At 62.3% G+C, this 25,814-nt stretch carries 26 protein-coding genes and 1 tRNA gene; 13 read left to right on the forward strand and 14 right to left on the reverse strand.

Going from position 1 to position 25,814, the window contains the following annotated elements; genetic code table 11:
* Nucleotides 1–76: 76 nt before the first annotated feature.
* The 4 genes from KY465_RS09750 to KY465_RS09765 all read right to left on the reverse strand — a co-directional run bounded on the left by KY465_RS09750 (nt 77) and on the right by KY465_RS09765 (nt 4,222).
* Nucleotides 77–153, reverse strand: a tRNA-Arg gene (locus KY465_RS09750).
* Nucleotides 154–343: 190 nt separating this feature from the next.
* The gene (locus tag KY465_RS09755) at nt 344–1,885 is read right to left on the reverse strand and encodes an ATP-binding protein (RefSeq protein WP_219201463.1); all 1,542 of its coding nucleotides are present in this window, start codon (nt 1,883–1,885) and stop codon (nt 344–346) included.
* 58 nt (nt 1,886–1,943) lie between these two features.
* Nucleotides 1,944–3,398 (reverse strand): dihydrolipoyl dehydrogenase family protein, encoded by a 1,455-nt coding sequence (locus KY465_RS09760; RefSeq protein ID WP_219201464.1) that lies wholly within the window; start codon nt 3,396–3,398, stop codon nt 1,944–1,946.
* 26 nt (nt 3,399–3,424) lie between these two features.
* Nucleotides 3,425–4,222: a TVP38/TMEM64 family protein gene (locus KY465_RS09765; RefSeq protein ID WP_255561553.1), complete on the reverse strand. Its 798-nt coding sequence runs from the start codon at nt 4,220–4,222 to the stop codon at nt 3,425–3,427.
* A gap of 360 nt (nt 4,223–4,582) precedes the next feature.
* On the opposite strand from KY465_RS09765, the gene rpmH reads away from it, so the two are divergent.
* From rpmH to argB, 5 genes are all read left to right on the forward strand, one after another.
* Nucleotides 4,583–4,720: a 50S ribosomal protein L34 gene (gene rpmH, locus KY465_RS09770; RefSeq protein WP_219201465.1), complete on the forward strand. Its 138-nt coding sequence runs from the start codon at nt 4,583–4,585 to the stop codon at nt 4,718–4,720.
* A 56-nt stretch (nt 4,721–4,776) separates the two neighbouring features.
* On the forward strand, nt 4,777–5,190 hold the full coding sequence (rnpA, locus tag KY465_RS09775; protein WP_219201759.1) for a ribonuclease P protein component: 414 nt from the start codon (nt 4,777–4,779) through the stop codon (nt 5,188–5,190).
* A 25-nt stretch (nt 5,191–5,215) separates the two neighbouring features.
* Nucleotides 5,216–7,039 carry a membrane protein insertase YidC gene (gene yidC / locus KY465_RS09780; protein ID WP_219201466.1) on the forward strand — a complete coding sequence of 608 codons (1,824 nt, stop codon included), beginning with the start codon at nt 5,216–5,218 and terminating at the stop codon, nt 7,037–7,039.
* 154 nt (nt 7,040–7,193) lie between these two features.
* A complete protein-coding gene (gene yihA, locus KY465_RS09785; RefSeq protein ID WP_219201467.1) occupies nt 7,194–7,850 on the forward strand; it encodes a ribosome biogenesis GTP-binding protein YihA/YsxC in 657 nt (218 codons plus the stop codon).
* 101 nt (nt 7,851–7,951) lie between these two features.
* Nucleotides 7,952–8,848, forward strand: coding sequence for an acetylglutamate kinase (gene argB, locus KY465_RS09790; RefSeq protein ID WP_219201468.1), 897 nt, complete (start codon nt 7,952–7,954; stop codon nt 8,846–8,848).
* 23 nt (nt 8,849–8,871) lie between these two features.
* Here argB and KY465_RS09795 read toward each other — a convergent pair whose 3' ends face one another.
* Both KY465_RS09795 and KY465_RS09800 read right to left on the reverse strand, forming a co-directional pair.
* Nucleotides 8,872–10,110, reverse strand: a complete 1,239-nt coding sequence (locus tag KY465_RS09795) for an alpha/beta hydrolase (protein ID WP_219201760.1) — start codon at nt 10,108–10,110, stop codon at nt 8,872–8,874.
* A gap of 197 nt (nt 10,111–10,307) precedes the next feature.
* On the reverse strand, nt 10,308–11,210 hold the full coding sequence (locus KY465_RS09800) for a DMT family transporter (RefSeq protein ID WP_219201469.1): 903 nt from the start codon (nt 11,208–11,210) through the stop codon (nt 10,308–10,310).
* Between the two features lie 116 nt (nt 11,211–11,326).
* Here KY465_RS09800 and KY465_RS09805 point away from each other — a divergent pair, with 116 nt between their 5' ends.
* Together KY465_RS09805 and KY465_RS09810 are read left to right on the forward strand one after the other, a co-directional pair.
* Nucleotides 11,327–12,058, forward strand: coding sequence for a pyrimidine 5'-nucleotidase (locus KY465_RS09805; protein ID WP_219201470.1), 732 nt, complete (start codon nt 11,327–11,329; stop codon nt 12,056–12,058).
* A gap of 550 nt (nt 12,059–12,608) precedes the next feature.
* Nucleotides 12,609–13,355, forward strand: coding sequence for an EF-hand domain-containing protein (locus tag KY465_RS09810; protein ID WP_219201471.1), 747 nt, complete (start codon nt 12,609–12,611; stop codon nt 13,353–13,355).
* Nucleotides 13,356–13,442: 87 nt separating this feature from the next.
* Here the strand turns inward: KY465_RS09810 and KY465_RS09815 are convergent, their stop codons facing one another.
* Complete coding sequence (locus KY465_RS09815; protein WP_219201472.1) at nt 13,443–14,288, reverse strand: LOG family protein; 846 nt, start codon at nt 14,286–14,288, stop codon at nt 13,443–13,445.
* Nucleotides 14,289–14,522: 234 nt separating this feature from the next.
* Here KY465_RS09815 and dapD point away from each other — a divergent pair, with 234 nt between their 5' ends.
* From dapD to KY465_RS09830, 3 genes are read left to right on the forward strand one after another with little or no spacing between them, the layout of a single operon-like run.
* A complete protein-coding gene (gene dapD / locus KY465_RS09820; protein WP_219201473.1) occupies nt 14,523–15,386 on the forward strand; it encodes a 2,3,4,5-tetrahydropyridine-2,6-dicarboxylate N-succinyltransferase in 864 nt (287 codons plus the stop codon).
* Between the two features lie 16 nt (nt 15,387–15,402).
* Nucleotides 15,403–16,602, forward strand: a complete 1,200-nt coding sequence (dapE, locus tag KY465_RS09825) for a succinyl-diaminopimelate desuccinylase (protein WP_219201474.1) — start codon at nt 15,403–15,405, stop codon at nt 16,600–16,602.
* 5 nt (nt 16,603–16,607) lie between these two features.
* The gene (locus tag KY465_RS09830) at nt 16,608–17,201 is read left to right on the forward strand and encodes a hypothetical protein (protein WP_219201475.1); all 594 of its coding nucleotides are present in this window, start codon (nt 16,608–16,610) and stop codon (nt 17,199–17,201) included.
* A 97-nt stretch (nt 17,202–17,298) separates the two neighbouring features.
* Here the strand turns inward: KY465_RS09830 and KY465_RS09835 are convergent, their stop codons facing one another.
* The 5 genes from KY465_RS09835 to KY465_RS09855 all read right to left on the reverse strand — a co-directional run bounded on the left by KY465_RS09835 (nt 17,299) and on the right by KY465_RS09855 (nt 21,878).
* Nucleotides 17,299–17,781, reverse strand: a complete 483-nt coding sequence (locus tag KY465_RS09835; protein ID WP_219201476.1) for a chemotaxis protein CheW — start codon at nt 17,779–17,781, stop codon at nt 17,299–17,301.
* A gap of 135 nt (nt 17,782–17,916) precedes the next feature.
* Complete coding sequence (gene truA / locus KY465_RS09840; protein WP_219201477.1) at nt 17,917–18,666, reverse strand: tRNA pseudouridine(38-40) synthase TruA; 750 nt, start codon at nt 18,664–18,666, stop codon at nt 17,917–17,919.
* The gene (fmt, locus tag KY465_RS09845) at nt 18,666–19,634 is read right to left on the reverse strand and encodes a methionyl-tRNA formyltransferase (RefSeq protein WP_219201478.1); all 969 of its coding nucleotides are present in this window, start codon (nt 19,632–19,634) and stop codon (nt 18,666–18,668) included. Before fmt ends, truA begins: the two co-directional genes overlap by 1 nt.
* A 77-nt stretch (nt 19,635–19,711) precedes the next feature.
* Entirely contained in the window at nt 19,712–20,230 is a 519-nt protein-coding gene (def, locus tag KY465_RS09850; RefSeq protein ID WP_219201479.1) for a peptide deformylase, read from the reverse strand.
* Nucleotides 20,231–20,327: 97 nt separating this feature from the next.
* Complete coding sequence (locus tag KY465_RS09855; RefSeq protein WP_219201480.1) at nt 20,328–21,878, reverse strand: methyl-accepting chemotaxis protein; 1,551 nt, start codon at nt 21,876–21,878, stop codon at nt 20,328–20,330.
* A 244-nt stretch (nt 21,879–22,122) separates the two neighbouring features.
* On the opposite strand from KY465_RS09855, the gene KY465_RS09860 reads away from it, so the two are divergent.
* Nucleotides 22,123–23,430: a DNA recombination protein RmuC gene (locus KY465_RS09860; RefSeq protein ID WP_219201481.1), complete on the forward strand. Its 1,308-nt coding sequence runs from the start codon at nt 22,123–22,125 to the stop codon at nt 23,428–23,430.
* On the opposite strand, the gene KY465_RS09865 is transcribed toward KY465_RS09860, so the two are convergent.
* A complete protein-coding gene (locus KY465_RS09865; protein ID WP_219201482.1) occupies nt 23,427–24,368 on the reverse strand; it encodes a nucleoside hydrolase in 942 nt (313 codons plus the stop codon). The two genes, KY465_RS09860 and KY465_RS09865, sit on opposite strands and share 4 nt — an antisense overlap.
* 160 nt (nt 24,369–24,528) lie before the next feature.
* Here KY465_RS09865 and KY465_RS09870 point away from each other — a divergent pair, with 160 nt between their 5' ends.
* Both KY465_RS09870 and KY465_RS09875 read left to right on the forward strand, forming a co-directional pair.
* Nucleotides 24,529–24,960, forward strand: a complete 432-nt coding sequence (locus tag KY465_RS09870) for an Hsp20 family protein (RefSeq protein WP_219201483.1) — start codon at nt 24,529–24,531, stop codon at nt 24,958–24,960.
* A gap of 54 nt (nt 24,961–25,014) precedes the next feature.
* Nucleotides 25,015–25,287, forward strand: a complete 273-nt coding sequence (locus KY465_RS09875; RefSeq protein WP_219201761.1) for a BQ00720 family protein — start codon at nt 25,015–25,017, stop codon at nt 25,285–25,287.
* A gap of 45 nt (nt 25,288–25,332) precedes the next feature.
* On the opposite strand, the gene ptsN is transcribed toward KY465_RS09875, so the two are convergent.
* Nucleotides 25,333–25,797, reverse strand: a complete 465-nt coding sequence (ptsN, locus tag KY465_RS09880; protein ID WP_219201484.1) for a PTS IIA-like nitrogen regulatory protein PtsN — start codon at nt 25,795–25,797, stop codon at nt 25,333–25,335.
* Nucleotides 25,798–25,814 lie beyond the last annotated feature (17 nt).

Consider the following 25,814-nt stretch of genomic DNA (forward strand, 5'->3'; position numbering starts at 1 on the left):
GAGCACAGGATTACAGGTCCGCTGCAATCGGCGTCCCGAAACGCTCGAATGACCTGATCAATGAAAAATGAAGAAATGGCGCACCCGAAGAGATTCGAACTCCTGACCCCCAGATTCGTAGTCTGGTGCTCTATCCAGCTGAGCTACGGGTGCGCTGGCGGACCGCAAGGATCGAAAACCCTGTTGAGCCGCGAGGCGTTCACCTAGCGCTTTGAAGCGGTGAATGCAAGCGCCTGGCCGTGAAAAATTCGCTTCTCACCTGACCGAGAGCGGCGCCAGCGCGCGGCGCCGGCGAGCAATGCTGCCGGCCCGGCGGACAGTGCGATGCGCCGTATTCATTTCCTCAGGCGCGGGCCCGGAAGGTGTCCAGCGGCACGGGCCGGTCGGGCAACTGGATGTGGAAGGTGGTGCCATGATCGGCGGTTTCGGCCAGCGCGATGCTGCCGCCATGGGCCAGCACCAGTTCGCGGGCGATGGCCAGACCGAGGCCGGTGCCGCCGGCGCGGGCGGAGCCGCGAAACGGCTTGAAGAGGTGCTCGCGGGCGCGTTGCGGCATGCCCGGCCCGGTATCGGACACGGTGATTTCGACCACCCCGCCGCGGCGCGAGGCGCGCAACTCTATGCGCCGCACCAAAGCCGCATCATCGGCCATGTCGGCGCGCAGTGCTTCCACGGCGTTGCGGCACAGATTGTATAGGACCCGGAACAGCTGTTCGGAATCGGCCTCGACCTCGAGATCCTCGGGAATGGCGAGGAGGAACTCGATGCCGCTGCCGGCTTCTTCGGCAAGAATGTCGCGCACTTCGTTGGCGAGTGCCGCAAGATTGATGAAGCGGCGCCTGGGCTCGGCCTCGCGGGCGCGGCCATAGGCCATCACCTCGCCCGAATAGGCGACCGCGCGGTCGATGGTGCGCAGCAATTTGGGCGCCAGCATGCGCACCATGGGGTCGGCAAGATTGGCGAGGCGGTCAGAAATCAGCTGCGCCGATGTCAGGATGTTGCGCATGTCATGGTTGATCTTCGACACGGCGAGGCCGAGATCGGCAAGATGGCGTTGCTGGCGCAATGTGCCCTGCAGCTGCATCTGCATGGCGGCAAGGTGCCGCTCGGCAAGACCCAACTCATCCTTGACCCCGCGCGGTGAAATGATCAGCGCGGGATTCTCGGGGTCGCTGGAAAAGGCCTGCATGTTGACGGTCATGTGGCGTATCGGCCGGATCAGCAGGCGATTGATCGCGAAAAACACCAGTCCGGCCGTGAACACCGAAATCAGCACCGAGAGAAAGAAGATGTTGCGCGCATAGCTCGCCATGGCCTGACGCAGCGGCGCATCGGCCATGACGATGTCGATGATCAGATCCGGATGCCCGGCGATCGGCCCGTAGACACGGATGATACGGTCGCCGCCAAACAGCAGTTCGTCAAAGGCGTCGACCACGGCATCAAGTGGTGAAACGGCCGCCAGATCATATTGGCGATCGACTTCCAGCGGCATATCGGCGGAAATCAACATGCGCGACATGCCGTCCTTCTTCAGGGCGATCGCCTTGGTGCCGGTCGCCATCAACGTGTCTTCACGGATCGGCTGCGGCAGGCGCATTTCCTGCATCCCGTCCAGCACGACGCTGGCGGCGCCGGCCGTGTTGAGACGGTCCTGCAGCCAGCGCATGCGGGTGTTGGCCACCGAGGGCACGAAGATCAGCACTTCGGCAAGCATGACGAACAGGATGGTCAGCGACAAAAGCTTGGTCGACAGGCCACGCGCCGGCGGAGGCTGAGCCAGATCCGGTGCGCCAGTCTCGCCGTGACGCGATGCCTCCAAACTATCCGAGGGCAGATCAGTCACGTGCTCGGTGTCCGCAGGCTGTCCGGCGTCCGTCTTCATTTTCTCACCCACCGAATCGACCTCCCCTGCCACGACGCTTCCCTGAAGACGGCCTGTTTTACCCGAAGCGGCGCAGGATGCCGAGCAGCCGGCGGACCCAGCGATTGCGGGTAAGCGGCGCATAATAGGTGATGGCCGCACGTTTTCCAATTTCAGTCATCGTCGGATAGGGCGGGACATAGGCGCGAATGTCCGACAAGGACATCTTCTTGCTGACCGCCAGCGTCCACAGATTGATCATTTCGCCAGCGCCGGCTCCGACGATCGAGGCGCCGAGGATGCGCGCCCTGCGGTCGGCGATCACCTTGATCCTCCCTTCCGTCCTGCGCTCGGCCTGCGCGCGGTCGTTCTCGGCATAGGGGAAACGCAGCACCTCGAGACGGTCGCCGTGCTCCTTACGCGCCTCGGCCTCCGTGAGCCCGACATGCGCCAGTTCCGGATCGGTGAATGTGACGCGGGGCATCAGGGCGGGGCGGAAACTGGCCGGCAGGCGAAACAGGATCTGCTGCACGACGAGCCCGGCATGATAGCCGGCCACGTGGGTAAACTGCAAACCGCCGGCAATGTCACCAATGGCGAAGATGCGGCGGTTGCTGGTTTTCAGGTTCGACCCGACCTTGATGCCGGCGCGGTCAAACTCGACACCGGCGGCCGGGAGATCAAGCGCTTCAAGATTGGGCTTGCGGCCGGTGGCCACGAGCAGATGACTGCCATCGACCTTGAAGGAAGCACCATCGCCATCTTCGCAGGTCAATTCGATGCCGGCGGACGCTTCACCGTTCCGCGCTGAAGGTGCGATACGCGTGACCTTGGCGCCCTCGATGATCCGGATGCCTTCGACGCGCAGGCGTTCTAGAACGATCGCCGTCAGTTCCGGATCTTCCTTGCCGAGCGCGATCTGGCCCTCCACCACCGTCACCTGTGAACCGAGGCGCCGGTGCGCCTGGGCCATTTCCATGCCGATCGGGCCGCCGCCGATGACCAGCAGATGTGCGGGGCGCTGTTTGACGTCGAACAGGGTTTCATTGGTCAGATACTCGACATCGTCCAGTCCGGGTATCGGCGGCACCAGCGGCGACGAGCCGGTGGCGATGACGAAGCGGCGGGCCGCGATCTCGAATTCACCGGCGCGGACCGTGTCGTGGTCGATGAATCGCGCTTCAGCCTCGATGACATTTACCCCGAGGCCACGAAACCGTTCGACCGAATCATTGGGTGCGATCGCGGCGATCACTTCGTGAACATGGTCATGGACCCGTTGCCCATCGACCCTTATCTCACCCGCGCCGATACCAACTCCAAAGTCGGAGGCCTGGCGGATCGCCTCAGCATGCTTGCCGGCGGCGATCAGCGCTTTTGATGGAACACAGCCGTAATTGAGACAGTCGCCGCCCATCTTGCCGCGCTCGATCAGCACAACCTCAACGCCGAAGGCCGCGGCGGCAGCGGCAACTGTCAAGCCACCTGATCCGGCGCCGATGACGCAGATGTCGGGAGTCAGGCGCTGCGTCATGAGATCTCCTCCGAAGTCCGGTCCGCTCAGGCGGAACGACGGCGCAGACGGCGCACCAGGGGCGGAATGATGGCAACCAATGCCAGAAGGGCGAATGCAGCGGTGATGTCCGGCGTCACGAGATCACCGAGGGCGACGTCGCGCCCGCTTGCCGCCGCCGCGACGATGACACTGTCTAATCCCTGTCCGAGCCAGGAATAGGCAAAGGTCCCCGGCAGGATGCCGAAAAATGTGGCGATCAGATAGGTTCTCAGTGGTACGCCGAAGATGGCCGGCGCGATGTTGGTCACGAAAAACGGTACCACCGGCGCCAGGCGCAAGGCGAACATGTAGCTGAGCGCATCGCGGTCAAAACCGGCGGCGAGCTTGGCGATGAAGGGTCCGGCGCGCTTGCGCAAGACATCACCGAAAGCCGTTTTGGCGGTCAGGAAGATCGATACGGCTCCGGTTGTCGCGGCAAAGGCGGTCACGATGCCACCAACCAGCCAGCCGAAAAGGAAACCGCCAAAGACGGTCAGCGCCGATGCGGCGGGAAAGGAAATGGCCGTGGCGAGCACATAGACGGTCGCATAGATGGCGATGGCTGTAACGAAATTGTTCTCGACAAAGGCGCGCAGACTGTCGCGCTGGTCGGCAAGGGCTTTGAAGGACAGATAGTCCTGCAGGCCAAAGGAATAGGCGAGGATCAAGGCGGCAGCAACGACGGCGATCGGGATGAAGCGACGCCATGTCGCACTGCCCGCGGTTTCGGGCGCCTGTTTGTCAGGGCGCTTCGTCTCGACATCGCCTGTCATTTGCGCGTTCAGCTCCGTATCGACCGTCATTCACCTTGCTCCACTCTCGGCTGTCAACGTAATGGCGGCGGCGCCAATTGGCCAATGACGTTGTGCCCGGTCTTGTCAAAAGCTTTGTGAAGCGGCGCGGTTCGTGTCTCACGAAGGCGTGAGGCGCCAAGTCTGGTCAGGGCGTGAGGGCATCCAGCCACCGCGAACCCCTGCCTGGGGGTGGTGCGCGGCGGCGGTTCGTCACACGGCCAGGCGGAGAGCGCAATTGACTTTTCGGCGTCTTCGCGCCTATAAGCCGCTCGTCTTCGAATGATCGCGCCTTATGGGCGCACGTTCCGACGACCAACAGTCCCAACGCATATGTTCCAAGAAGGGCCGCACGCCGCGGTAGCTAAATAAATGACAAAGCGTACCTATCAACCTTCCAAGCTTGTTCGCAAGCGGCGCCACGGTTTCCGATCGCGCATGGCAAAAGTCGGCGGCCGCAAGGTCATCGCTTCACGCCGCGTTCGCGGCCGCAAGCGCCTTTCCGCCTGATTTCCGGGCTCGAAACCGCTTCGCAAGGGGGTCATGTGGCACACCTGACCCAACCCCTGTCAGAATCGACAAGACCCGGGCGGCTGAAACGCCGGCCGGACTTTCTTGCCGTGCAGAAAGGCCTGCGTCTGCGTGGGCCCTTCTTTCAGCTTGAACTGCTTGATCGCCACCGTCCAGACGAGCCGCCACGCGTCGGCCTCACGGTCACCCGCCGGCAAGGCAACTCGGTGGAACGCAACCGCATGAAACGGCGCTTGCGCGAGGCGGTTCGCACGGCCGAAGGGGTTTCATTCCGCGCCGGGCACGATTATGTGCTTGTCGCACGCCGCGAAACACTCAGCGCTTCCTTTGATCGCCTGACCGAGGCGTTGGCGGCTCGGGTCGCCGAAGGCCACCGTAAGATCTCGAACCCGGATGCCGCCGCAGGCAGGAGGCCGGGAGCCCAATCAACTGCAAAGGCGCCTGCCTGACAGCCGCTGCGCCCGGGACGATGTGATGGAAAACAACCGCAACTACATGGTGGCAATCGTATTGTCGGTGCTGGTGCTGATCGCCTGGCAGTTCTTCTACATCTCGCCGAAGCTGGAGGCCGAACGGCAGGCGGCGCAGCAGGAGCAGGCGCTGTCACCGACAGGCACCCAGCCCGGTGCGCAGGGCACGTCGCAGGGTGACATTCCGGCTGCCACGCCGGGCACGGCGGCGCAAAACGGACAGGCGATCCCCGGTGGCCAGACCGCTGCGCCGGCAGCCAGCCGCGACGAAGCCGTTGCCGGCAGTGCACGGGTGGTCATCGATACACCGGCGTTGACAGGATCCATCAATTTGACCGGGGCCCGGATCGATGATCTGCGGCTGAAAGAATATCATGAGGCCGTCGACCCGGAGAGTCCGATCATCACCCTGCTCAGCCCGGTCGGCACCGGCCGCGGTTATTTTGCCGAGGTCGGCTATGTCAGCGGGTCAGCCGACCAGGCGGTTCCCGGTCCCGGCACCCAGTGGACTGTCGAGGGCAATGCGACGCTGACGCCGGATCAACCGGTCATTCTGAGCTGGGACAATGGAAGCGGGCTGACCTTTACACGCACGATTGCCGTCGATCCGAATTTCCTGTTCACGTTCAACGATTCGGTACGCAATGACAGTGGGACGGCCGTTGATCTTGCAAATTATGGCCGGGTGACGCGGTTCTTCAAGCCGGTCACCGCCGGCATCTATGTGCTGCATGAGGGGCTGATCGGTGTCGCCGGCGAAAATGGCCTGCAGGAAATCGACTATGATGATGTCGAGGATGATCAGGTCATCGCTCCCGGTCCCGCGACCGGCGGCTGGTTGGGGATCACCGACAAATACTGGGCGACGGCCGTCATTCCGCAGCCGGGAACCCGCTTCGAGCCGCGCTTTTCCTATTTCTCCGACGGGCAGGCGCGTTATCAATCGGACTTCAAGGCTGACGCCGTATCGGTGGCGCCGGGGACTTCGGCCGAGACCACGACCTATATCTTTGCCGGCGCCAAGGAAGTGCCGGTGATCGATGGCTATGGCGAGCAGCTGAACATCCTGAATTTCGACCGGATGATCGATTGGGGCTGGTTCTATTTCATCACCAAGCCGATGTTCTGGCTGCTTGATTTCTTCTTCCGACTTGTCGGCAATTTCGGCGTGTCGATCCTGATCACGACGGTGGTTATCAAGCTGTTCTTCTTCCCCCTCGCCAACAAGTCCTACGCTTCAATGGCGAACATGAAGAAAGTGCAGCCGAAGATGGCCGAGCTGAAGGAAAAGTTCGGTGATGACCGAATGGCCCTGCAGCAGGCAATGATGGAGCTGTACAAAAAGGAAAAGATCAACCCGGTTGCCGGCTGCTGGCCGGTGCTCTTGCAAATCCCGGTGTTCTTCGCGCTCTACAAGGTCATCTACATCACCATCGAGATGCGGCATGCGCCGTTCTTCGGCTGGATCCAGGACCTGTCGGCGCCGGACCCGACGTCGCTGTTCAACCTGTTCGGACTGCTGCCCTACGATGTGCCATCATTCCTGATGATCGGCGTCTGGCCGCTGATCATGGGCATCACGATGTTCCTGCAGATGCGCATGAACCCGACGCCGCCCGATCCCACCCAGGCGATGATCTTCACCTGGATGCCCGTGGTGTTCACGTTCATGCTGGCGACCTTCCCGGCGGGTCTGGTGATCTACTGGGCGTGGAACAACACGCTGTCGATCATTCAGCAGGGCGTGATCATGAAGCGGCAGGGCGTCAAGATCGAATTGTGGGGAAATCTGCGCGACGTCTTTTCGCGCAAGAAGCAAGCCTCCTGAAAACCTCCGCACAGCTGAATGCAGAGCAAGAGAACGAAAGGGCGGCTTAGGGCCGCCCTTTCCTGTTGGCTGCGGGGTGAACCGATGTGCCGGCAAGCTTGACAAGGCGGCGCGAAACGCCGATGCCGCAAGGCTGAAAGTCTAGGAGCCGTGCATGTCCGACCGCCCGCAAGATGGTGCCACCCACTCGCCTTTTCCCGCCCCCTGGGTGTTCATTCGCGGCGTGCCGTCCTTGAAATTCCTGCCGCCCGAAGGCCCGCCGGAAGTGGCCTTCGCGGGACGGTCGAATGTCGGAAAGTCGTCGCTGATCAACGCTCTGGTCAAGACCAAGGGACTGGCGCGCACATCCAACACACCAGGCCGCACGCAGGAGCTCAACTATTTCGTGCCCGACGGGCATGCCGGCACCAGGGACGACTTGCCGCCGCTGGCGCTGGTCGACATGCCCGGCTATGGCTATGCCAAGGCACCGAAGGAAAAGGTCGATGAATGGACCCGGCTAGTGTTCGACTATCTGCGCGGCCGCTCGACGCTGAAGCGTGTCTATCTGCTGATTGATTCCCGGCATGGCCTGAAGGCCAACGACGAGGAGGTCATGCAGTTGCTCGACAAGGCCGCGGTTTCCTACCAGGTGGTGCTGACCAAAACCGACAAGATCAAGGAGGCCGGCGTGCCCCGCCTGATCGAGGCGACATTGGCCGGCATCCGGCGGCATCCGGCCGCCTTTCCGGAGGTGATTGCGACCTCATCGGAACGCGGCCTTGGCATCGAGGAATTGCGCGCTGCCATCATGAAAGCAATCTCGGTGTGATGGTCCCGTCACGGTGAGCGCGCCTTTGAAATATTGATGCCCCCGTGGAATGCCGTTACAGGATGCGGGCTGATCTCGCCGCTGCCACAGGAAATACGTCAATGAGTGAAACGACCGAAAGCAATCCCGCCACACAGGCCCGGCTTCTCGCCGAGGCGCTGCCTTTCATGCAGCGCTACGAGGGAAAGTCGATCGTCGTCAAATATGGCGGGCACGCCATGGGCGACGCGGATCTTGGCACCGCTTTCGCGCAGGACATTGCGCTGCTGAAACAGTCAGGCGTCAATCCGATTGTCGTGCATGGGGGCGGCCCGCAGATCGCTGCCATGCTGAAAAAGATGGGAATCGAATCGCGTTTTGAAGGCGGGTTGCGCGTCACCGACGAAAAGACCGTCGAAATCGTCGAAATGGTGCTGGCCGGGTCGATCAACAAGGACATCGTCCGGATGATCAACGGCACCGGGGAATGGGCGATCGGGCTGTGTGGCAAGGATGGCAACATGGTCTATGCTGAAAAGGCTGAGAAGACCGTCATTGACGCCGACTCGAACATCGAGCGGGTCCTCGACCTCGGCTTTGTCGGCGAGCCTGTCGAGGTCGACCGGACATTGCTCGACCTGCTTGCCAAGTCCGAGATGATTCCGGTCATTGCACCGGTTGCGCCCGGCCGGGACGGCCACACCTACAACATCAATGCCGATACCTTCGCCGGCGCCATCGCAGGGGCCCTGACGGCAACCCGCCTGCTGTTTCTGACCGACGTGCCGGGCGTGCTCGACAAGCAAGGCGAACTGATTGATGAATTGACCGTCGCGGAGGCCCGCGCGCTGATCGCCGACGGGACCATCTCCGGCGGCATGATCCCGAAGGTCGAGACCTGCATCGATGCGATCGAACGCGGCGTGAAGGGTGTCGTCATCCTTAACGGCAAGACCCCACATGCTGTCCTTCTCGAGATCTTCACCGAGCACGGCGCGGGCACGCTGATCATACCCTGACCGCCTTTATATCTTGCGCTGCCTCAGCCGCCACTGCCGAGTGCCGGGCCACAGGCACTGCCGCCGCTTGCGCAGGCGGGATCGGCACGCGGCGCGCGCCGGGAACGCGGCACCGGCACGGCGCCTCTCAGCGACGAATTGAGATTTTCGCCGAAGCGATCGACCTGTGCATCGAGATTGTCGCGGGTCGACGGATCGACGATCGAGATCGGCACGGACACTGCGACACCCGCTGCAGAGCCTACGGTGTTGGTAATTGACAACGCAGTCGCACCAAGCTCTGCTCCCAGCCCGATATCCTGATCGGTGATCGTCTGGCCGGCAATCAGGCGATCGCCAAGCAAACGGACGACTTCCGGACTTTCGGAAAATTTGGAGTGATTGAGGCGGTCGCCGCCCTGCAGCTTGGAAAGATCAAGGACCGTGATGCCCTCCTGCTCAAGCTGGCTGCGAATTGCCGGGTCCTCGATGTCGACCTGGCCAAGACGATCAATATTGCCGGAGATGCGGCGCGAGACACTGAGCGCGCGGTCATCGCGAGACACGAAAATCGTGAATTTCGGCCGGTCGGGCCCCATATCGGCCAATTGCTGACGAAAGACATCGATGTCGAGATCGGGAGCGGCGAGAATGACGTTGGAGATCTTCCTGGGGATACGCCCCTCACGGATCGCCAATTGGCGCAGAGCCTCAACCGTCAGCCAGGTTCCCATTGAGTGCGCCAGCACGGTCACCTCGTCGACCGCGCTCTCGTCGGCGGCGGCGGCGAGCACAGCCTCGAGTGCCGAGCGGGAATAGTTGGTGCTCTCCTTGTCATAGCCATAGGCGAAGACCGAGCCGCGCGACGGCCAGGTGAACAGCAGCGGCGTGGCGCCGGTGCCGCTGTCATGGGTGATCTGGGCAAAGCGGTAGACGGCATCCTCGTAACGGTTGTTGAAGCCGTGCACGAAGACGAGCAGGCGGCCATTCGACGCACGCTGCGTCTTGAACCAGGAACTGGCCTCGGATCTTCCCTCGAGATTGCGTGTCGTCAGGGTCGCGAAATCCGTTTCGGGATCCGGCGGCAACTTCTTTGGCCATTGCACTTCGCCAATGGTGCGATTGCGCTCGGGCGGAATGGAGACCTCCACGGCGTCGAGCTCGACAGCCTCGCCGCGTTCGCCGGAATAAGGCTGGCCGATATCGCCGGAGCCGGCGCGGGTCGTGGCAACCAGCATCGCGACGGTCGAGGCGCCCGGAACGGTGCCGCCGATCGGCGTCATGACGGAGGTCGGTGTGGAAACGCAGCCGGCGAGCACCAGCAGCAACGGCAGCACGAGCGACCACACCGCGCCGGAAGGCAGCGCGCCACGCCGCCACTGTGCGGGCGCCCGATACACGGTTCTTCTGAGCAAGCGTCGTCCCCTTCGGCGCGTCTTCGGTTGCCGGGCGCGCGCGGCCCGCTGAGGCGATGAAAGATCTAGACCAGCAGCAAGACCACAATCCCGGCGACAATAAGGAGACAACCGAGGATTTCGAGCTTGTTGATATGTTCGCGGAAGATCAGCACCGTTGAAGCGAAGGTGAAGATCATCTCGACTTGTGCCAGCGCCTTGACGACAGCGGCGGTCTGCAGCGTCATCGCCATGAACCAGCCGAACGACGCGGAGGCTCCGACCAGCCCAACCGCGAGCGAGATTTTCCAGGCCGCCCTGATGCGGGCCAGTTCGCCGGGATCGCGCCACAGCATCCAGGCCAGCATCAGGCCGGTCTGCAGGCCGATGCCGACCAGAAGGGTGAAGGCGGCCTGCATGACGAAGTTCGGCGCCCCGAGGGACAAGGATGCGGCGCGGTAGCCGACTGCCGCAATTCCGAAGAATGTTCCCGATGCGAGACCGATCCCGGCGCTGCGCGTAAACACCGAGGTGACCAGGGAGGCCGGACTGACAGCTGTCCGGGCGACCGAGATCAGCATGACGCCGATGAGCGAGATGGCGATGGCAAGTACGGTGGCGCCGCTGACAGCGTCCGAGAGAAACAGCAGCCCGAAAATTGCGGCCTGCGCCGGCTCGGTCCGCGAATAGGCGGTCCCGACGGCGAAGTTGCGATGGCTGAACAGCTGGATGAGCAAAGCCTGGGCAATGATTTGCGCCACCGCGGCAATGGCTACCCAGCCGAAAAAGGACGCTTGCAGCGGCGGCAGAGGATCGCCGACGCCAAAGTGAAGCAGGACAACGAACAGGGCGGCGAACGGCAGGCCGAAACCGAAGCGGACAAAGGTGGCGCCGGTCGTGCCCATCACGCTCTTGAGGTGCTTCTGCAAAACCGAGCGAATGTTCTGCAGAAAGGCGGCGGTGACGGTGATCAGGATCCAGACGGGCATGGCAAGGCCGATAGCACGCAGCTGTACTCATCCGCCAGCGATTGATCGGCCAAGCCTGTGCATGAAAAGCCCGCACACCAGCTTGCCTTTGCCATCTCACGTGCCATAACGCAGGAATGACCCGCAAGCCCCGCCTTCCCCAGCCTGACGCCTTCGCCACGGTCCGTGAATGGGTGTTCGACCTCGACAACACGCTCTATCCGCGCGACATCGATTTGTTCGCGCAGATCGATGTCAAGATGACCGACTATGTGCGGCGGTTGCTCGATCTGGATCACACGGCGGCACGCAAGCTGCAGAAGCAGTATTACCGGGATCACGGCACGACCTTGCAGGGACTGATGATCCACCACGGCATCGATGCCAATGCTTTCCTGGAGGCGGTGCACGATATCGACTATTCGGTATTGTCTCCCGATCCCGCACTCGGCGCGGCCATCCGCTCGCTGCCTGGACGCAAATTTATCTTTACGAACGGGGATACGCCGCATGCCGAACGCACGGCGCGCGCGCTTGGCATACTCGAGGATTTCGACGACATCTTCGATATCCTTGCCGCGGATATGAACCCCAAACCCGCCGCGCCAACCTATCGCCGTTTTCTCGAGACGCACGGCGTGCATCCGGAACGTGCGGCCATGTTCGAGGATCTGCCGCGTAACCTGGCAGTGCCGCACCAACTCGGCATGCGCACCGTCCTGATCGTGCCGCAAAACGTGAAGCCGGTTCTCGACGAGGCCTGGGAGCATGAGGGACACGATGCCGAACACGTGCATTATGTCACTGATGATCTTTCCGCATTTCTGACGTCGGCGCGTTTGTCCTCGCCCGGGAGCGCACCGGGTTAACCCTTATTGATTGTATATCTCCTACACATCTTCTTTCGGTTGCATTTTTCCTTTCGCGCTGTATCCTTTGCCGAATAATAAGGATTTCCGAAGATGTTTTTCAAAAAATATTTTATATTGCTTCTTGTATCCTGTTCCGTTGCTGCCTTTCCTGCAAAACATTCTTTCTCCGCAGATCTTTTGCCCAGTTATTCTCCTGAACACGCTTCCGGGTGCCTGCTAAACCAGCCAGACTGCGGAACGAAGCCCCGCAGAAAGCACAGGCCGCACCGCGACAAGCCTGGCATGAAGGATCCTCCCGGGCGTGGACCAGGTGCTGAAGGCCCTGAGGGGCCGCACGGCCCGCCTGGCGGCCCGAGAGGCGGGGGGCGCCGACCTTGACGTCCTGCGGCACGAACCCTGGCATCTTGCGGGATTGACCCCGGGGCGGCTTGCCGCACCCGGGCGGCGACTACCTTTCCGAAGTTTAATGCATGTTACCGAGCTTTAAGTAGCGAAGAGGCGGGCAGCGCGCCATCTTCTTGACATCGCAACACGAAAGGATGTCCCCATGACAACGACCCCCGTGACCCATCTGAGCAAGAAGATCATCGCTGCCTCCATCGGCGCAGCGCTGCTGACCAGTGTCGCCCTTCCCGCCTTCGCTGCGGGTTCGTCCGATGACGACCGCAACGGACGTCACGAGCGCCGCGGCGCGATGATCGAGCAGATCCTCAACAAGGTCGACAGCGATGGCGACGGCAAGGTTACGCTGGAAGAGGCGCAGGAGCACCACGCCGAGATGTTCGCTGGCATCGATGCCGACAGTGACGGCAGTGTAAGCCGCGATGAAATGCGTGACTGGCACAAGTCGCGTGCCGAGGACCGCCGCGCCGAAGTTTTCGCCAAGGCCGACAAGGACGGCGACGGCAGCCTGTCGCTTGAGGAGTTTTCGGAACTGCGCGAATCGCGGGGCGGCAAGGGCCGCGGCATGCATCACGGCATGCGCAAGGGCCATCATGGCGAACGCGGCGATCGCGCTGAGCGGCGTGATGATGAAGGCCGGCGTGGTGACCATGCAGACCGCAAGCAAGCCATGCATGGCAAGAAGGACGGCAAGCGCGGTGGTGGTTTCGCGCGACTGGACAAGGATGGCAACGGTTCGGTGAGTGCCGAGGAGTTTTCGGCACGCGGCGAGCGGATGTTCGCGCGGATGGATCGCAACGATGATGGTGTCATCGACCAGAGCGATTTCATGCGCAAGTCGCGCGGCTCCGCTGCAGAGACGACCACGCCAGCCCCCGAGAAGGCCGAATAACAATCGGGCGAGCGATGAGATGGCGAAGACCGGGCAGCGATGTCCGGCCTTTTTTCTTTTTCAGCGCGGCGCCAAAGATCGGTCTGATCAGGGGATGCGGTAGTGGGCAGCGATCGCTTTCCAGGCTTCCTCAGCCGTGTCGACATAGCGGATCAGGTCGGTGTCATCGGGTGAAATGGTACCGAACTCGGCCAGCGCCTCGAAATCAATCATGCGGCTCCAGAATTCCTTGCCGAACAGCAAGAGTGGAATGCGCTCCATCCGGCCGGTCTGGATCAGCGTCAAGGTCTCGAACAGCTCGTCCATGGTGCCAAAACCACCGGGGAAAATGGTGATCGCCTTGGCACGGATCAGGAAGTGCATCTTGCGGATGGCGAAATAGTGGAAGTTGAAGGACAGTTCGGGTGTGACATATTCGTTCGGCGCCTGCTCATGCGGCAGGATAATGTTCAGCCCGATGGAGTCGGCGCCGGCATCACAGGCCCCGCGATTTCCCGCCTCCATGACGCCCGGCCCGCCACCGGTGCAGATCACATATTCAGCGCCGCCATGGGTGAGTGAATGCTGCGAACAGATGCGTGCGAAATTGCGTGCTTCCTCGTAGTAGCGGGCCGCCGCAGTCAGGTTCTTTGCCTGGATCTCGTTCTTCGCGGCCCAGGGGTCGCCGCCAGGTTCGGGGATGCGGGCACCACCGAACATGACAACCGTCGACTTGACCCCATGCTCCTCGAGCATCATTCCGGCCTTGAGCAGTTCCAGTTGCAGGCGTACGGGCCGCAGTTCCTCGCGGCAGAGGAAGTCCATATCGGCATAGGCGAGGCGATAGGCCGGCGATTCCGTCTGCGGCGTGACCGGTTGACGTTCGGCGCGCTCCCGGTCGGAGTGACTGTCGGAGAGCGGATCCCAGGTGCCATCAGGACGGCGTGCATTCATGGCGGTGCTCCTTGCTGATCTTCTTTCTAGTGCCGCGCATTTTAAGAAAGGATTAAGCATTTCCGGTGGCCTGCATCCGGCGCCGCGGCCGAGCCCGGACCTCTTGCTTGATTTTCCTGCTGCGCCACGCGATTTGACCCGGTCGCCGCTCTCGCTTAGGAGAGAAGCCGCCGTGCGGGAGTCCCGTTCCGCCCGCCTGCCGCGCAAGACCAACCGAGTTTCAAGGACCCCATCATGGCCCAGGATCATAACGCCCTCGCCGCGACGATCGAAGATGCTTTCGAGGCGCGCGATACGATTTCCACCTCGACGACCGGCGAAGTGCGCGAGGCTGTGCGAGAGGCGCTCGATCTGCTCGACAGGGGCGAGATGCGCGTTGCCAGCCGAGAGGAAGACGGCAACTGGACCGTGCATCAGTGGCTGAAGAAGGCGGTGCTGTTGTCTTTCCGCCTGACCCCGATGGACGTGATTAAGGGCGGCCCCGGCGGTGCGGTCTGGTGGGACAAGGTCGCCTCGAAGTTCGATGGCTGGGCAGCGAATGACTTTGAAACAGCGGGTTTCCGCGCCGTGCCCAACGCGGTGGTGCGGCGTTCGGCGCATATCGGCAAGAATGTCGTCCTGATGCCCTCCTTCGTCAATCTCGGCGCCTATGTCGACGAGGGCACCATGGTCGATACCTGGGCCACCGTCGGCTCCTGTGCGCAGATCGGCAAGAATGTGCACCTTTCGGGCGGCGTGGGGATTGGCGGCGTGCTCGAACCGATGCAGGCCGGGCCGACGATCATCGAAGACAATTGCTTCATCGGCGCCCGCTCGGAGGTGGTCGAAGGCTGCATCGTGCGCGAGGGATCGGTTCTCGGCATGGGCGTGTTCATCGGTCAGTCGACGCGCATCGTCCATCGCGAGACCGGCGAGATCCTTTTTGGTGAAGTGCCGCCCTATTCGGTGGTGGTCGCCGGTTCGATGCCTTCATCAGGGGCGATGGCCGAGATGGGCAACGGGGCCCCTGCACCGCATCTTTATTGCGCCGTGATCGTCAAGACCGTTGATGAACGGACCCGGTCGAAGACCGGCATCAACGAGTTGCTGCGCACCTGATGCAGCGGGGCAGCCGATGAACCTGACCGACCCGACCGAGATTCTCGCAACGCTGGTGCGCTGTCCTTCCGTCACCCCGGAAGAGGGTGGCGCGCTTGATGCGCTCGACACGATGCTCGGTGAGCTCGGCTTCAGGCGCGACCGGGTCACGTTCCAGGAGGCTGAGACGCCGGATGTCGACAATCTCTATGCGAGACTGGGTGAAGATGGTCCGCATCTGATGTTCGCGGGCCACACGGACGTGGTCCCGCCTGGCCCTGCTGAAGATTGGACGCACGGCCCGTTTTCCGGCGAGATCGCTGAGGGGCGGCTTTACGGACGCGGCGCGGTGGACATGAAGGGCGGCATCGCCTGCTTTATTGCGGCTCTGGCACGCCTCCTGTCTGAAAACGACAAGCTGCCCGGTTCGGTGTCCCTGCTGATCACCGGCGACGAGGAAGGGCCCGCGATCAACGGCACCGTCAAGCTGCTTGAGCACGCGGCGGCGTCGGGCGAGCGCTGGGACGCGGCCCTGGTCGGCGAGCCGACCAATCCGAATGAACTCGGCGAGATGATCAAGGTCGGACGGCGCGGCAGCCTGTCGGCCCGGCTGATCGTGGAGGGGACCCAGGGGCATGTCGCCTATCCGCATCTTGCCGACAATCCGCTGCGCGCCCTCATCTCCTTCGCCGATGCGCTGACAGAACCGCCGCTCGATACCGGTAATGACCGGTTCCCGCCGTCGAACCTGGAGCTCACCTCGATCGACACAGGCAACACGGCAACGAATGTCATTCCCGCATCCACGGAGATGCGCTTCAATGTGCGGTTCAATGATCTGTGGAGTGCTGAAAGCCTGGAAGGAGAGCTGCGCGCGCGTCTGGAAGTGGCGTCCATGGCTCTCAAATACCGCTCGGGGCAGCCGCCGATGCGCTATCAGCTCTCGTTTCAAGAGCGTCCGTCGCCGTCCTTCCTGACACGCGATGATCGACTTGTTGCCACCCTCTCGGGGGCCGTGGCGGCCGTCACCGGGCAAACCCCGACGCTGTCAACCACGGGGGGAACATCGGACGCGCGCTTCATCAAAGACTATTGCCCGGTGGTCGAATTCGGCCTTGTCGGGCAGACCATGCACAAGGTCGATGAGCATGTGGAGATTGACGATCTCGAAACGCTGACCCTGATCTACAAGGCTTTTATCGAGAACTGGTTCGCCGCCACACAGCGCGCGGGCTGACGGCGGTGCGGCCGCCCTCTCTCGCCGAAGCCGGGCGGGCTCTCTCAGGCGTGCTTGGGTTGATGGAGCGCGATGCCGGTGCTCTGGCACGCATCGACACCAGTGTGACCGGCACCTTGCGCTCTTTCCTCGTCTATCTGTGGTGCTGGCCGGCTCAAGCCTTTCTGTGGACCGGCATATGGCGCGATCTGCCCGACAGCCGCCCGGAAACGGTAGGCGGAACGCTGCGCTTTTTCGCGGTCGGCAGCCTGTTTGATGTCTTTTCATGGATCCTGCCGGCGCTGATCCTGCTGCCCGTGTCGAGGATGTTCGACTTTCGCGCGCGCTATCTGCCGCTGGTGGCGGCGAGCAACTGGTTTGCGCTGGTCGCCACCTATCTGGCTTTCCTACCGGCGACGGTGAAGTATTTCGCGCCGGTGCCCGACGGAATCGCCGGGCTGATGTCGCTGGCAGTCTACGGGTTGACGCTGGGTTTTTATTTCCGCATGGCGCGAGTGATCCTGGGCGGCGAAGCGTTGCTTGCGGCGCTGGTCGTGCTGATCAGCCTGATGAGCAGCCTGCTTCTGTCGTCGCTGGCTTTTTCGACTCTGAGCCTGTGACAGGCCGATCGCCGCTCAGTGCCTCTGCCCAAACGCAAACAGGCCCGCTCGAGGCGGGCCTTTCGACAAAGTCAGGTCGCTGTTTTTAAGGTGCCCTTCAGGCAGCCAGTTCCTCGCTGTTGGGGAACAGGGCATCGAGATCCAGATAGCAGATCATCTGGTCCTCGACCGGGATAATCGCCCGTGTCAGGGCTCGCTCTGCCTCAGGCATCACTTTCGGAGCGGGCTGCAGCTGCGCGTTTTCAACGGTGATCATGTCCGAAACATTTTCGACGAGCAGGCCGACAAGCTTGCCGGCGATGTTGGTGACAATGATCGCGGAGCGTTCCGTGGGTTCGATGGCCGGCAGACCAAGGCGTGCGGCCATGTCGATCACCGGGATGACCGAGCCGCGCAGGTTGATCACGCCCAGCACATGCGACGGTGTGTGCGGCAGTGCCGTCGAGGGCGCCCAACCGCGGATCTCGCGCACCGCCATGATGTTGACGCAGAAGATCTGGCCGCCGAGATGGAAGGATATGATCTCAAGCGAACCGGTGGCATCGACATCCGGGGATTGCGCTTCAGTATGATGTGTCATCGAAAATTACCCCCATAGGACACGCCGCAGGAAGAAGGCCTGGGACCGGCGGCGCACAGGGTGTCAAAATGACACAGCCCCTCTTACAATTTCGTTAACCGGCCCCGTCACCCAGCCACGACCGGCTATTCGTGCTCAGTAATCGACGCTCATGAAATACAGCCCCTCAGGCGGCGCCACGGTGCCACAAGCGGTGCGGTCGCAGGCCTTCAGCGCCGCGGCCACGTCCTCCCGGCTCCATTTGCCTTCTCCGACATGTTTGAGCGTACCGGCAAAGGAGCGGATCTGATTGTGAAGGAAACTCGGCGCCGTGGCGTGCAGTTCGACGGCGCCGTCAGCGGCGTTGATCCGCACATCGAGCCGATCGAGGGTCTTGACCGGCGACTTGGCCTGACAGTGAACAGAGCGAAACGTCGTGAAGTCGTGGCGACCGACCAGCACCTGCGCCGCGGCGTGCATCGCAGCGGCGTCAAGAGGCACGTTCACGCGCCAGGCGCGTTGCCGGTCGAGGATGAGCGGCGGTCGGCGTATGATGAAGCGGTAAAGATAATGCCGCCGCCGCGCGGAAAAGCGGGCATGAAAATCGGCCGCGGCAAAGCGCGCATCGAGCACCGCAATGCGTTCACGCGCCATGGCGAGATGCGCGTTGGTGGCATCACGCACCGTTTTCAGGTCCCATTCGCGCTGCAGGTCAAAATGGGCGACCTGTCCCCTGGCGTGGACGCCGGCGTCCGTGCGACCGGCGCCGTGCACCGTGATTTTCTCGCCGCTATAGGCGGCGATCGCGGTTTCCAGCGCTTGCTGGATGCTCGGCGCGGCGCGCTGGCGTTGCCAACCGGCATAGTTGCTGCCGTCATATTCGACGGTGATCCGGTAGCGTGGCATCAGCAGGCGCCGCCACTGTCTGACCGCGCGCCAAGCTGGGTGCCGGGCGGCAGTGCCGCGCCGCGCAGGAAACTTGCGGCGTCCAGCGGTTTGCCACCAGCCTTCTGCAAGGTCAGAAAGCGCACGCTGCCGGGATTGCAGGCGATGGAGAGGTCATCGGCCAGAACGGTGCCCGGCGCGGCTGTGGCGGCAGGCGCGGCAGCGATGACCTCGGATCGCAGGATCTTGATGCGCTCACTGCGGCCGGCGATCTCGGCCTCGGTCCAGGCTCCGGGAAACGGCGAGAGGGCGCGAATGTGATTGTGCACCACGTCCGCCGGGCGGTTGAAGTCGACGCGCGTCTCCGACTTGTCGATCTTGGCCGCATAGGTCACGCCCTCGACCTCTTGCGGTTCGGCCGAAAGCGTACCCTGTTCGAGGCGGGCCACTGCATCGACCATCATTTTCGCAGTCAGCGCGGCCATGCGGTCGTGCAGCATGCCGGCGGTCAGGTCGGCGTCAATCGGCAGGCGCTCGGTCAAGGCCACCGGCCCGGTGTCGAGCCCCTTCTCCATGCGCATGATCATCACGCCGGTTTCGGTATCGCCAGCCATGATGGCGCGCTGAATCGGGGCGGCGCCGCGCCAGCGCGGCAGCAGCGAACCGTGTCCGTTCCAGGCTCCGAGCGGTGTCGCGTCAAGAATGGCGGGAGGCAGGAGCAAGCCGTAGGCGACGACAATCGTGGCGTCAGCCTGCAAGTCGGCGAAGCGCTTCAGCTCCTCTGTGCTCTTCAAGCTGGTCGGCGTTCGCACTTCGATGCCATGGCGCGCGGCGGCGGCGTGAACAGGCGAGGGACGCTGTTGCAAGCCGCGGCGTCCAGCCGGACGCGGCGGCTGTGAATAGACCGCGGCGACCTCGTGTCCAGCCGCAATCAGTCCCTCAAGCGTGGGAACGGCATAGTCGGGTGTGCCCATGTAAATCAGTCGCATCACAGGTCCCCTCTTGCATGGCCTGGTCGATTTATCGGCGCGAACAATCGACCCGAAGCAGCTGCCCTATGGGGCTGTCAGGCGGTCAGGCGCTGACGCGCCAGCTTGGTGAATTTGCGCACCACCATATCCCGCTTGAGCTTGGAAATGTGGTCGATGAACAAAACACCATCGAGGTGATCTATCTCGTGCTGCAGACAGGTTGCGAGCAGCCCCTCGGCTTCAATCTCGCGGTCGGCGCCGGTGAGATCCTGATAGGTGACTGTCACCCGCGCCGGGCGCTCGACTTCGGCAAAGTAATCGGGGATCGACAGGCAGCCTTCTTCATAAGTGCCCACGTCGTCGCTGCGGCTGACGATGACGGGATTGATGAACACCTGCGGCGCCCGCCCCTCCTCCTTGTCGGCAATGTCAATGGTGATCACCCGGCGCGTTTCGCCAATCTGCACGGCAGCCAGGCCGATGCCCGGGGCCTCGTACATGGTTTCAAGCATATCGTCGGCAAACCGGCTCAATGCATCATCGAACCGCTCCACGGGAAGCGATGGTTGACGCAGGATCGGATCGGGCAACAGTACAAGCGGCTTGATTGTCATGGCGCCTAGATATTATGCGTCCGCGCCGGTTGCAACCGGGCCGGGGCAGAGATCGTCCCGACGCGGTGCAAGGCCGTCAAGAAACCGGATATTTCACTCAGGCAACCTGCTTCCGGCTATCCAGATCAACCAGCCGGCCGTTGCCGCGCCGGTCACTTGTTGCCGGTCGGGTGCAATCGCGGTCGACCACACGGGTGCGCAGGCCGCGGAGCGCTTCGGACATCCGTTCCACTTCCCCGACCATGCGCGTGATGTGGCCCGAGGTGTCGTCGACCATCGTTGCATTGCTTTGCGTCAGCGTATCCATCTCACTGATCGCTGCCGACACCTGTGACAGGCCGGCCGACTGCTCGCTCGTGGCGCCGGCGATACCGGCGATGATCGCGTTGAGATCCTCGACCCGCTTGACGATGTCCTCAAGCGACGAGCCGGACTGGCTGACGAGGTCGACACCCGTCTTCACCTGGGCGCTGCTATCGGCGATGATCTTCTTGATCTCCTTGGCGGCGCCCGCAGAGCGCTGCGCCAATTCGCGTACTTCCTGAGCGACGACGGCAAATCCGCGCCCGGCCTCGCCGGCACGCGCGGCTTCAACGCCGGCATTCAGAGCCAGCAGGTTGGTCTGGAAGGCGATGTCATCGATCACCGAAATGAATTTCGATATCTCACCGGAAGACCGCGCAATGGCGTCCATCGCCGAAACGGCCTCGCCGACGATCTTTCCCGAGGATTGCGCCACCGAAAGCGTTTCACCGGTCACATCCGAGGCTTGCCGCGTCCGCCCGGCGGTGGCGGTGACGCTTTCCGCAAGTTCATGCAGTGCCGCCGAGCTTTCTTCGACGCTGGCGGCCTGCTGCTCGGTGCGCTTGGCCAATTGGCCGGAGCTTTCGGAAAGAACGTGCGAGGCCGACAGGATCTGTTCGGCGGAATCGCGCACCATGGCAATCGATTTGCGCAGGTTCTCGACCGAAGCATTATAGTCGCCGCCCATCCGCTCGAAGGCACCGGGCAGGCCGGATGGCATCCGCGTTTCAAGATCACCGTCTGCCAGGTTGGCGAGAACAGCGGCGAGTTGGTTCAATGCTTCCGTCTGCTCTTCGGCTGCTGCGAGGCGAGCTTGTTCGGCGCGCCGGCGCTCGGCTGCCAGTTCCTCCAGATACACGCTGATCGCATAGTCCATATCGAGCAGCGCCGCCTTGACGATCACGGAGACATCTTCGGCGACATCTTCGGCCTTGCGGCGCCGGAATGCACTCGGCCAGCGCTCCTTGACGACCGCATGGATCAATTGCTCGACGATCAACCCGTAGCCGCCGATGTACCAGCGCGGCTCAAGTCCGATGCGGGCATGCACCTTTCCGATGGTGGTCACCCCTTCAACATATTCGGCATCGAATTTACCCTCGGAGAGGTGCGTCCAGTGCCCGGCCTGTCGCTCCTTGGCCGAGGAAATATGCTCCTGGTCCTTGAAGAACTGGCGGGTGTGCTCGGTCTCGGCAATCTTGCGGTAGAAAACGTCAAGCGCCGGACCGATGGCGCGTGCGATAATCGGCTTGAGTTCACGCAGGCGCGTGCGTTGGGTGTTGATCAGTCCAAGAAAAGCTGTGCGCTGTTCAATGGCCGAGGTGCGGGTTGTTTCAGATGTCATGAGCGCTCTACCTAACTGGAAAGCCCGGACCGGGCCGCTGCCAGCACCATGTCGCGGCCATGGTTAACACGCGCCTGTGATGTCCCCGTCAAATATGAGAGGCAGCACCGATGGGAGCGCCGTAAATTGCAACGAATTGCCCTCAGAAACTGCGGGTATTGCGAGCGTTGCCGGAACCAGTTGCAATTTATTTCCGCATTCAGTGACGCTCTGCAGCACGCTGGCGAATCTGCTAGAAGGTGCCATGATGAATTTATTCGATCCGGGCGCTGCCCCCTTGTTTTCCATCGGCGGCCTGGCGATTACCGCTGCCCATCTCCTTTTGGCCGCCGGCTTAGTGCTGCTCGTGCTGCTGTTCGGTCTGCTCCAGGGGGTTCGTCGTGGTCGCCGGCAAGCCGAGGCCCTGGCGCGGCAGCAGGCCGAAATGGCGGAAGACCGGCTTGATGCGGTGTTGGCGGCGCAGGCGGAGCTGCAGGGTCGTATGGCAGCGATGTCGGAGATGTTCGGCGCCCGTCAGGCGGAATTCAACCAGGCGATCAACCAGCGCCTGGACGGCATGGGCCAGCGTATTGGCGCCTCGCTTTCTGAACAGACCAAGGCCACGCATGAGAACCTGACCCGGCTGCAGGAGCGGCTGGCGGTGATCGACACGGCGCAGAACAATATTCAGACTTTGGCGCGCGATGTCGTCGGGCTGCAAGCGATACTGTCGAACAAGCAGACCCGCGGCGCTTTCGGACAATCGCGGATGGAGACCATCATTCAGGATGGTCTGCCGTTCGGCAGTTATGAGTTCCAACCGACGCTGAGCAACGGCAAGCGTCCCGATTGCACGATCATCATGCCGAACGAAGCGCCGCCTCTGGTGATTGATGCCAAGTTTCCACTCGAAGCCTGGAACAGCATGCGCGAGGGCAAGGAAAGCGAGGGCGCGTCCGGCGACGGCGCGGCAGCGGCCAAGCAGCGTTTCCGGCAGGACATGGATGTGCATATCCGGGACATTGCCGAGAAATATCTCTTGAGCGGCGAGACGCAGGACACGGCTTTTTTGTTCGTGCCATCGGAATCGATCTTCGCGGAGATCCACGAGAATTTCGAGGCGATCGTGCAGCGGGCGCACCGGGCGCGCGTGGTGATCGTCTCTCCATCGCTGCTGATGCTTTCGGTGCAGGTGGTGCAGGCCTTGTTGAAAGATGCCCGCATGCGTGAACAGGCGCATCTCATTCAGGGTGAAGTTGCGCGTCTGATGGATGATCTGGGGCGGCTGGACACGCGGGTGCAGAAACTGCAGACGCATTTCGGGCAGACGCAGGGCGATATCGACCAGATCCTGATTTCGACGGCGAAACTGAGCAAGCGCGGCGCCAAGATTGGCGAACTGGATTTCCAGCCGGGCCCCGCAACAGCAGCGGCACCAGCCGACGCGATCTCGACCAAGCGGCCGAAAGAGCCGCAGGCGGAGGCTGCCGACCTCGCCGAAGGCGCACAGGCCGGACCCGGCAACGAGTCTGGCCGGCTTCGCTTGCGCGTGGTTGACGAAGACCAGACTTAAAGGCGCGCCAACCGCTCGATCAGCAGGTCGAAGAAGCCGTCCGCGTCGATGTCGCGCATGACCATCGCATTGCGCTTGCGGTCCGTGACATGCCACCAGTCAATGACCGTCATGCCAAGCGTCAGGTCGGATTTCGTTTCGATCTCGACATTGCATTGGCGTCCGGAGAAAAGATCCGGGCGCAACAGATAGGCAATGACCGTCGGATCATGCAGCGGGCCGCCCTCGGTGCCATATTTCTGTTCGTCATACCGTTCAAAGAATTCGAGCATGTCGGCCATCACCGCGGCCGGCCGCCCACCGCTGCGGCGCAGACGGGCGATGCGATCGCCGCTGGTCAGTGCCTTGTGCGTGACATCGAGCGGCATCATGGTCAGCGGTACGCCCGCAGCAAACACTTCCGCCGCGGCTTCCGGGTCGACAAAGACATTGAATTCGGCAGCAGGGGTAATGTTGCCGCCTTCGAAAAATCCGCCGCCCATCAGGACGATCTCTTCAATCCGATCAGCCACATCTGGCGCCTGGCGCAACGCCATGGCGATATTGGTGAGCGGACCGAGTGGACAGAGCGTGACCGTGCCCGGCGCTTGCCGGCGCAGAGTGTCGATTATGAAATCGATGGCATGGCCTTGTGCCAGCGGCGCTGCCGGCTCGAAAAGCTCGACGCCATCGAGGCCGCTTTTGCCGTGCACATTTTCCGCAGTGACCAGCGGTCGGGCCAGCGGCGCATCGGCACCGGCATAGACCGGGATATCCGGCCGATGGGCGATCTCGAGAATCAGGCGGGCGTTGCGCGACGTCAGCTGCAGCGGCACATTGCCGGCAACCGTCGTCAGACCCAGAACCTCGAGCTCAGGACTGGCCACGGCCAACATGATGGCGGCGGCATCGTCCTGGCCCGGATCCGTGTCGATAATGATCTTGCGCGTCATGAGCATATCCGGACAGAGGGCAGACCGCTCATTTCTACAAATTCCCGCCGGTCAGGTCTATGGCCGGGGGCTTCTTGCGCCGCGGCGGCTGCATCCCCATATTTCAAAGGTCCGGAGCGCCACGTTTGGGCCCGGACGCCATTGTCGCTTGTAATGAGGACAGGACATGACGCGCATAACACCGTTTTCGAGCCCGTTGCTGCTCGGTTTTGACACCATCGAGAAATCACTCGAACGGATCGCCAAGGGGTCGGACGGCTATCCACCCTATAATATCGAGAGAATTCGCGGTTCCGAGGACGGCGCCGTCGCCGAACGCCTGCGCATCACGCTGGCGGTCGCCGGATTCCTGGATGAGGATCTCGAGGTGACGACCGAGGAAAATCAGTTGGTTATCCAGGGTCGCCAGAGCGATGCGGATGAGCGCGATTACCTGTATCGCGGCATTGCGGCGCGCCAGTTCCGGCGCACTTTCGTACTTGCTGAAGGGATGCAGGTGGTCGGTGCAACCTTGAAGAACGGGCTGCTCTCCGTCGACCTTATCCGTCCCGAACCGGAACGGATGGTGCGGAAAATTAACATTTCAGTCCGAGACTGAATGCCTGACGTCAGGCAAGTCTTGCGTTTCATGTCCTCCAAGGAGGTTAATTCGATGTTTGCCAAGCCAATTCGAGAAGTAACAGACGCGACGGCGGTCAGCGCCGCTGAACTGGCGGCGCTCGGCGCCGGCCAGGTGGGCTATATCCGCCGCATGACCTCCGAGGAGGTGAATGCACGCTTTCCCGATTCGCCGAAGCTCGGGCCAGGGTTGGAACTGTGGGCGCTTTTCGGTGCCGACGGCACGCCTATTCTGCTGACCGACGATCGCTCGAGCACGTTCTATCGTGCTGCCGAAGATGAATTGAAGACTGTCAGCGTGCACTGAGCCGCATTGTCATGCCGGGCAGCGCTTCTGTCCGGCAGGCACTCTTCACGCCGCGTTGGACGCCTGCGATTCGTTGAGAAAGGCATAGAGCGTTGCCGCATCGCTGGTCGTGCGCATCTTGTCGACCAATTCGCCGTCGCGCATCACCCGGGCAATACGTGAAAGAGCCTTAAGATGGTCGGCGCCTGCACCTTCCGGCGCCAGCAACAATACCACCAGATCCACCGGCTGATCGTCGAGAGCCTCGAAATCGACCGGGGTTTCCAGACGCGCGAAGATGCCGACAATCTCGTTGAGGCTCGGCATCTTGCCATGCGGGATGGCGATGCCGTTGCCAACCCCGGTTGACCCCAGGCGTTCGCGCTGCAGGACGACATCGAAAATCTCGCGCTCGGGCAGACCGGTCAGTTGTGCAGCGGCAGCCGACATTTCCTGCAGAAGCTGTTTTTTCGAATTTGCCCTGAGTGCCGGCAACACAGCATTCTGCTTGATCAGATCAGCAAGCGCCATAATGTCATTTCCCCGTT

The sequence above is a fragment of the Neohoeflea coraliihabitans genome (assembly GCF_019334345.1).
GTDB lineage: Bacteria > Pseudomonadota > Alphaproteobacteria > Rhizobiales > Rhizobiaceae > Pseudohoeflea > Pseudohoeflea coraliihabitans.

What these genes read in the sequence shown, in the direction of transcription:
- KY465_RS09755 (WP_219201463.1), bottom strand. Translation starts at nt 1,885, where the DNA reads ATGAAGACGGACGCCGGACAGCCTGCGGACACCGAGCACGTGACTGAT.
- KY465_RS09760 (WP_219201464.1), bottom strand. Translation starts at nt 3,398, where the DNA reads ATGACGCAGCGCCTGACTCCCGACATCTGCGTCATCGGCGCCGGATCA.
- KY465_RS09765 (WP_255561553.1), bottom strand. Translation starts at nt 4,222, where the DNA reads ATGACGGTCGATACGGAGCTGAACGCGCAAATGACAGGCGATGTCGAG.
- rpmH (WP_219201465.1), top strand. Translation starts at nt 4,583, where the DNA reads ATGACAAAGCGTACCTATCAACCTTCCAAGCTTGTTCGCAAGCGGCGC.
- yidC (WP_219201466.1), top strand. Translation starts at nt 5,216, where the DNA reads ATGGAAAACAACCGCAACTACATGGTGGCAATCGTATTGTCGGTGCTG.
- yihA (WP_219201467.1), top strand. Translation starts at nt 7,194, where the DNA reads ATGTCCGACCGCCCGCAAGATGGTGCCACCCACTCGCCTTTTCCCGCC.
- argB (WP_219201468.1), top strand. Translation starts at nt 7,952, where the DNA reads ATGAGTGAAACGACCGAAAGCAATCCCGCCACACAGGCCCGGCTTCTC.
- KY465_RS09795 (WP_219201760.1), bottom strand. Translation starts at nt 10,110, where the DNA reads ATGACGCCGATCGGCGGCACCGTTCCGGGCGCCTCGACCGTCGCGATG.
- KY465_RS09800 (WP_219201469.1), bottom strand. Translation starts at nt 11,210, where the DNA reads ATGCCCGTCTGGATCCTGATCACCGTCACCGCCGCCTTTCTGCAGAAC.
- KY465_RS09805 (WP_219201470.1), top strand. Translation starts at nt 11,327, where the DNA reads ATGACCCGCAAGCCCCGCCTTCCCCAGCCTGACGCCTTCGCCACGGTC.
- KY465_RS09810 (WP_219201471.1), top strand. Translation starts at nt 12,609, where the DNA reads ATGACAACGACCCCCGTGACCCATCTGAGCAAGAAGATCATCGCTGCC.
- KY465_RS09815 (WP_219201472.1), bottom strand. Translation starts at nt 14,288, where the DNA reads ATGAATGCACGCCGTCCTGATGGCACCTGGGATCCGCTCTCCGACAGT.
- dapD (WP_219201473.1), top strand. Translation starts at nt 14,523, where the DNA reads ATGGCCCAGGATCATAACGCCCTCGCCGCGACGATCGAAGATGCTTTC.
- dapE (WP_219201474.1), top strand. Translation starts at nt 15,403, where the DNA reads ATGAACCTGACCGACCCGACCGAGATTCTCGCAACGCTGGTGCGCTGT.
- KY465_RS09835 (WP_219201476.1), bottom strand. Translation starts at nt 17,781, where the DNA reads ATGACACATCATACTGAAGCGCAATCCCCGGATGTCGATGCCACCGGT.
- truA (WP_219201477.1), bottom strand. Translation starts at nt 18,666, where the DNA reads ATGCCACGCTACCGGATCACCGTCGAATATGACGGCAGCAACTATGCC.
- fmt (WP_219201478.1), bottom strand. Translation starts at nt 19,634, where the DNA reads ATGCGACTGATTTACATGGGCACACCCGACTATGCCGTTCCCACGCTT.
- def (WP_219201479.1), bottom strand. Translation starts at nt 20,230, where the DNA reads ATGACAATCAAGCCGCTTGTACTGTTGCCCGATCCGATCCTGCGTCAA.
- KY465_RS09855 (WP_219201480.1), bottom strand. Translation starts at nt 21,878, where the DNA reads ATGACATCTGAAACAACCCGCACCTCGGCCATTGAACAGCGCACAGCT.
- KY465_RS09860 (WP_219201481.1), top strand. Translation starts at nt 22,123, where the DNA reads ATGATGAATTTATTCGATCCGGGCGCTGCCCCCTTGTTTTCCATCGGC.
- KY465_RS09865 (WP_219201482.1), bottom strand. Translation starts at nt 24,368, where the DNA reads ATGCTCATGACGCGCAAGATCATTATCGACACGGATCCGGGCCAGGAC.
- KY465_RS09870 (WP_219201483.1), top strand. Translation starts at nt 24,529, where the DNA reads ATGACGCGCATAACACCGTTTTCGAGCCCGTTGCTGCTCGGTTTTGAC.
- KY465_RS09875 (WP_219201761.1), top strand. Translation starts at nt 25,015, where the DNA reads ATGTTTGCCAAGCCAATTCGAGAAGTAACAGACGCGACGGCGGTCAGC.
- ptsN (WP_219201484.1), bottom strand. Translation starts at nt 25,797, where the DNA reads ATGGCGCTTGCTGATCTGATCAAGCAGAATGCTGTGTTGCCGGCACTC.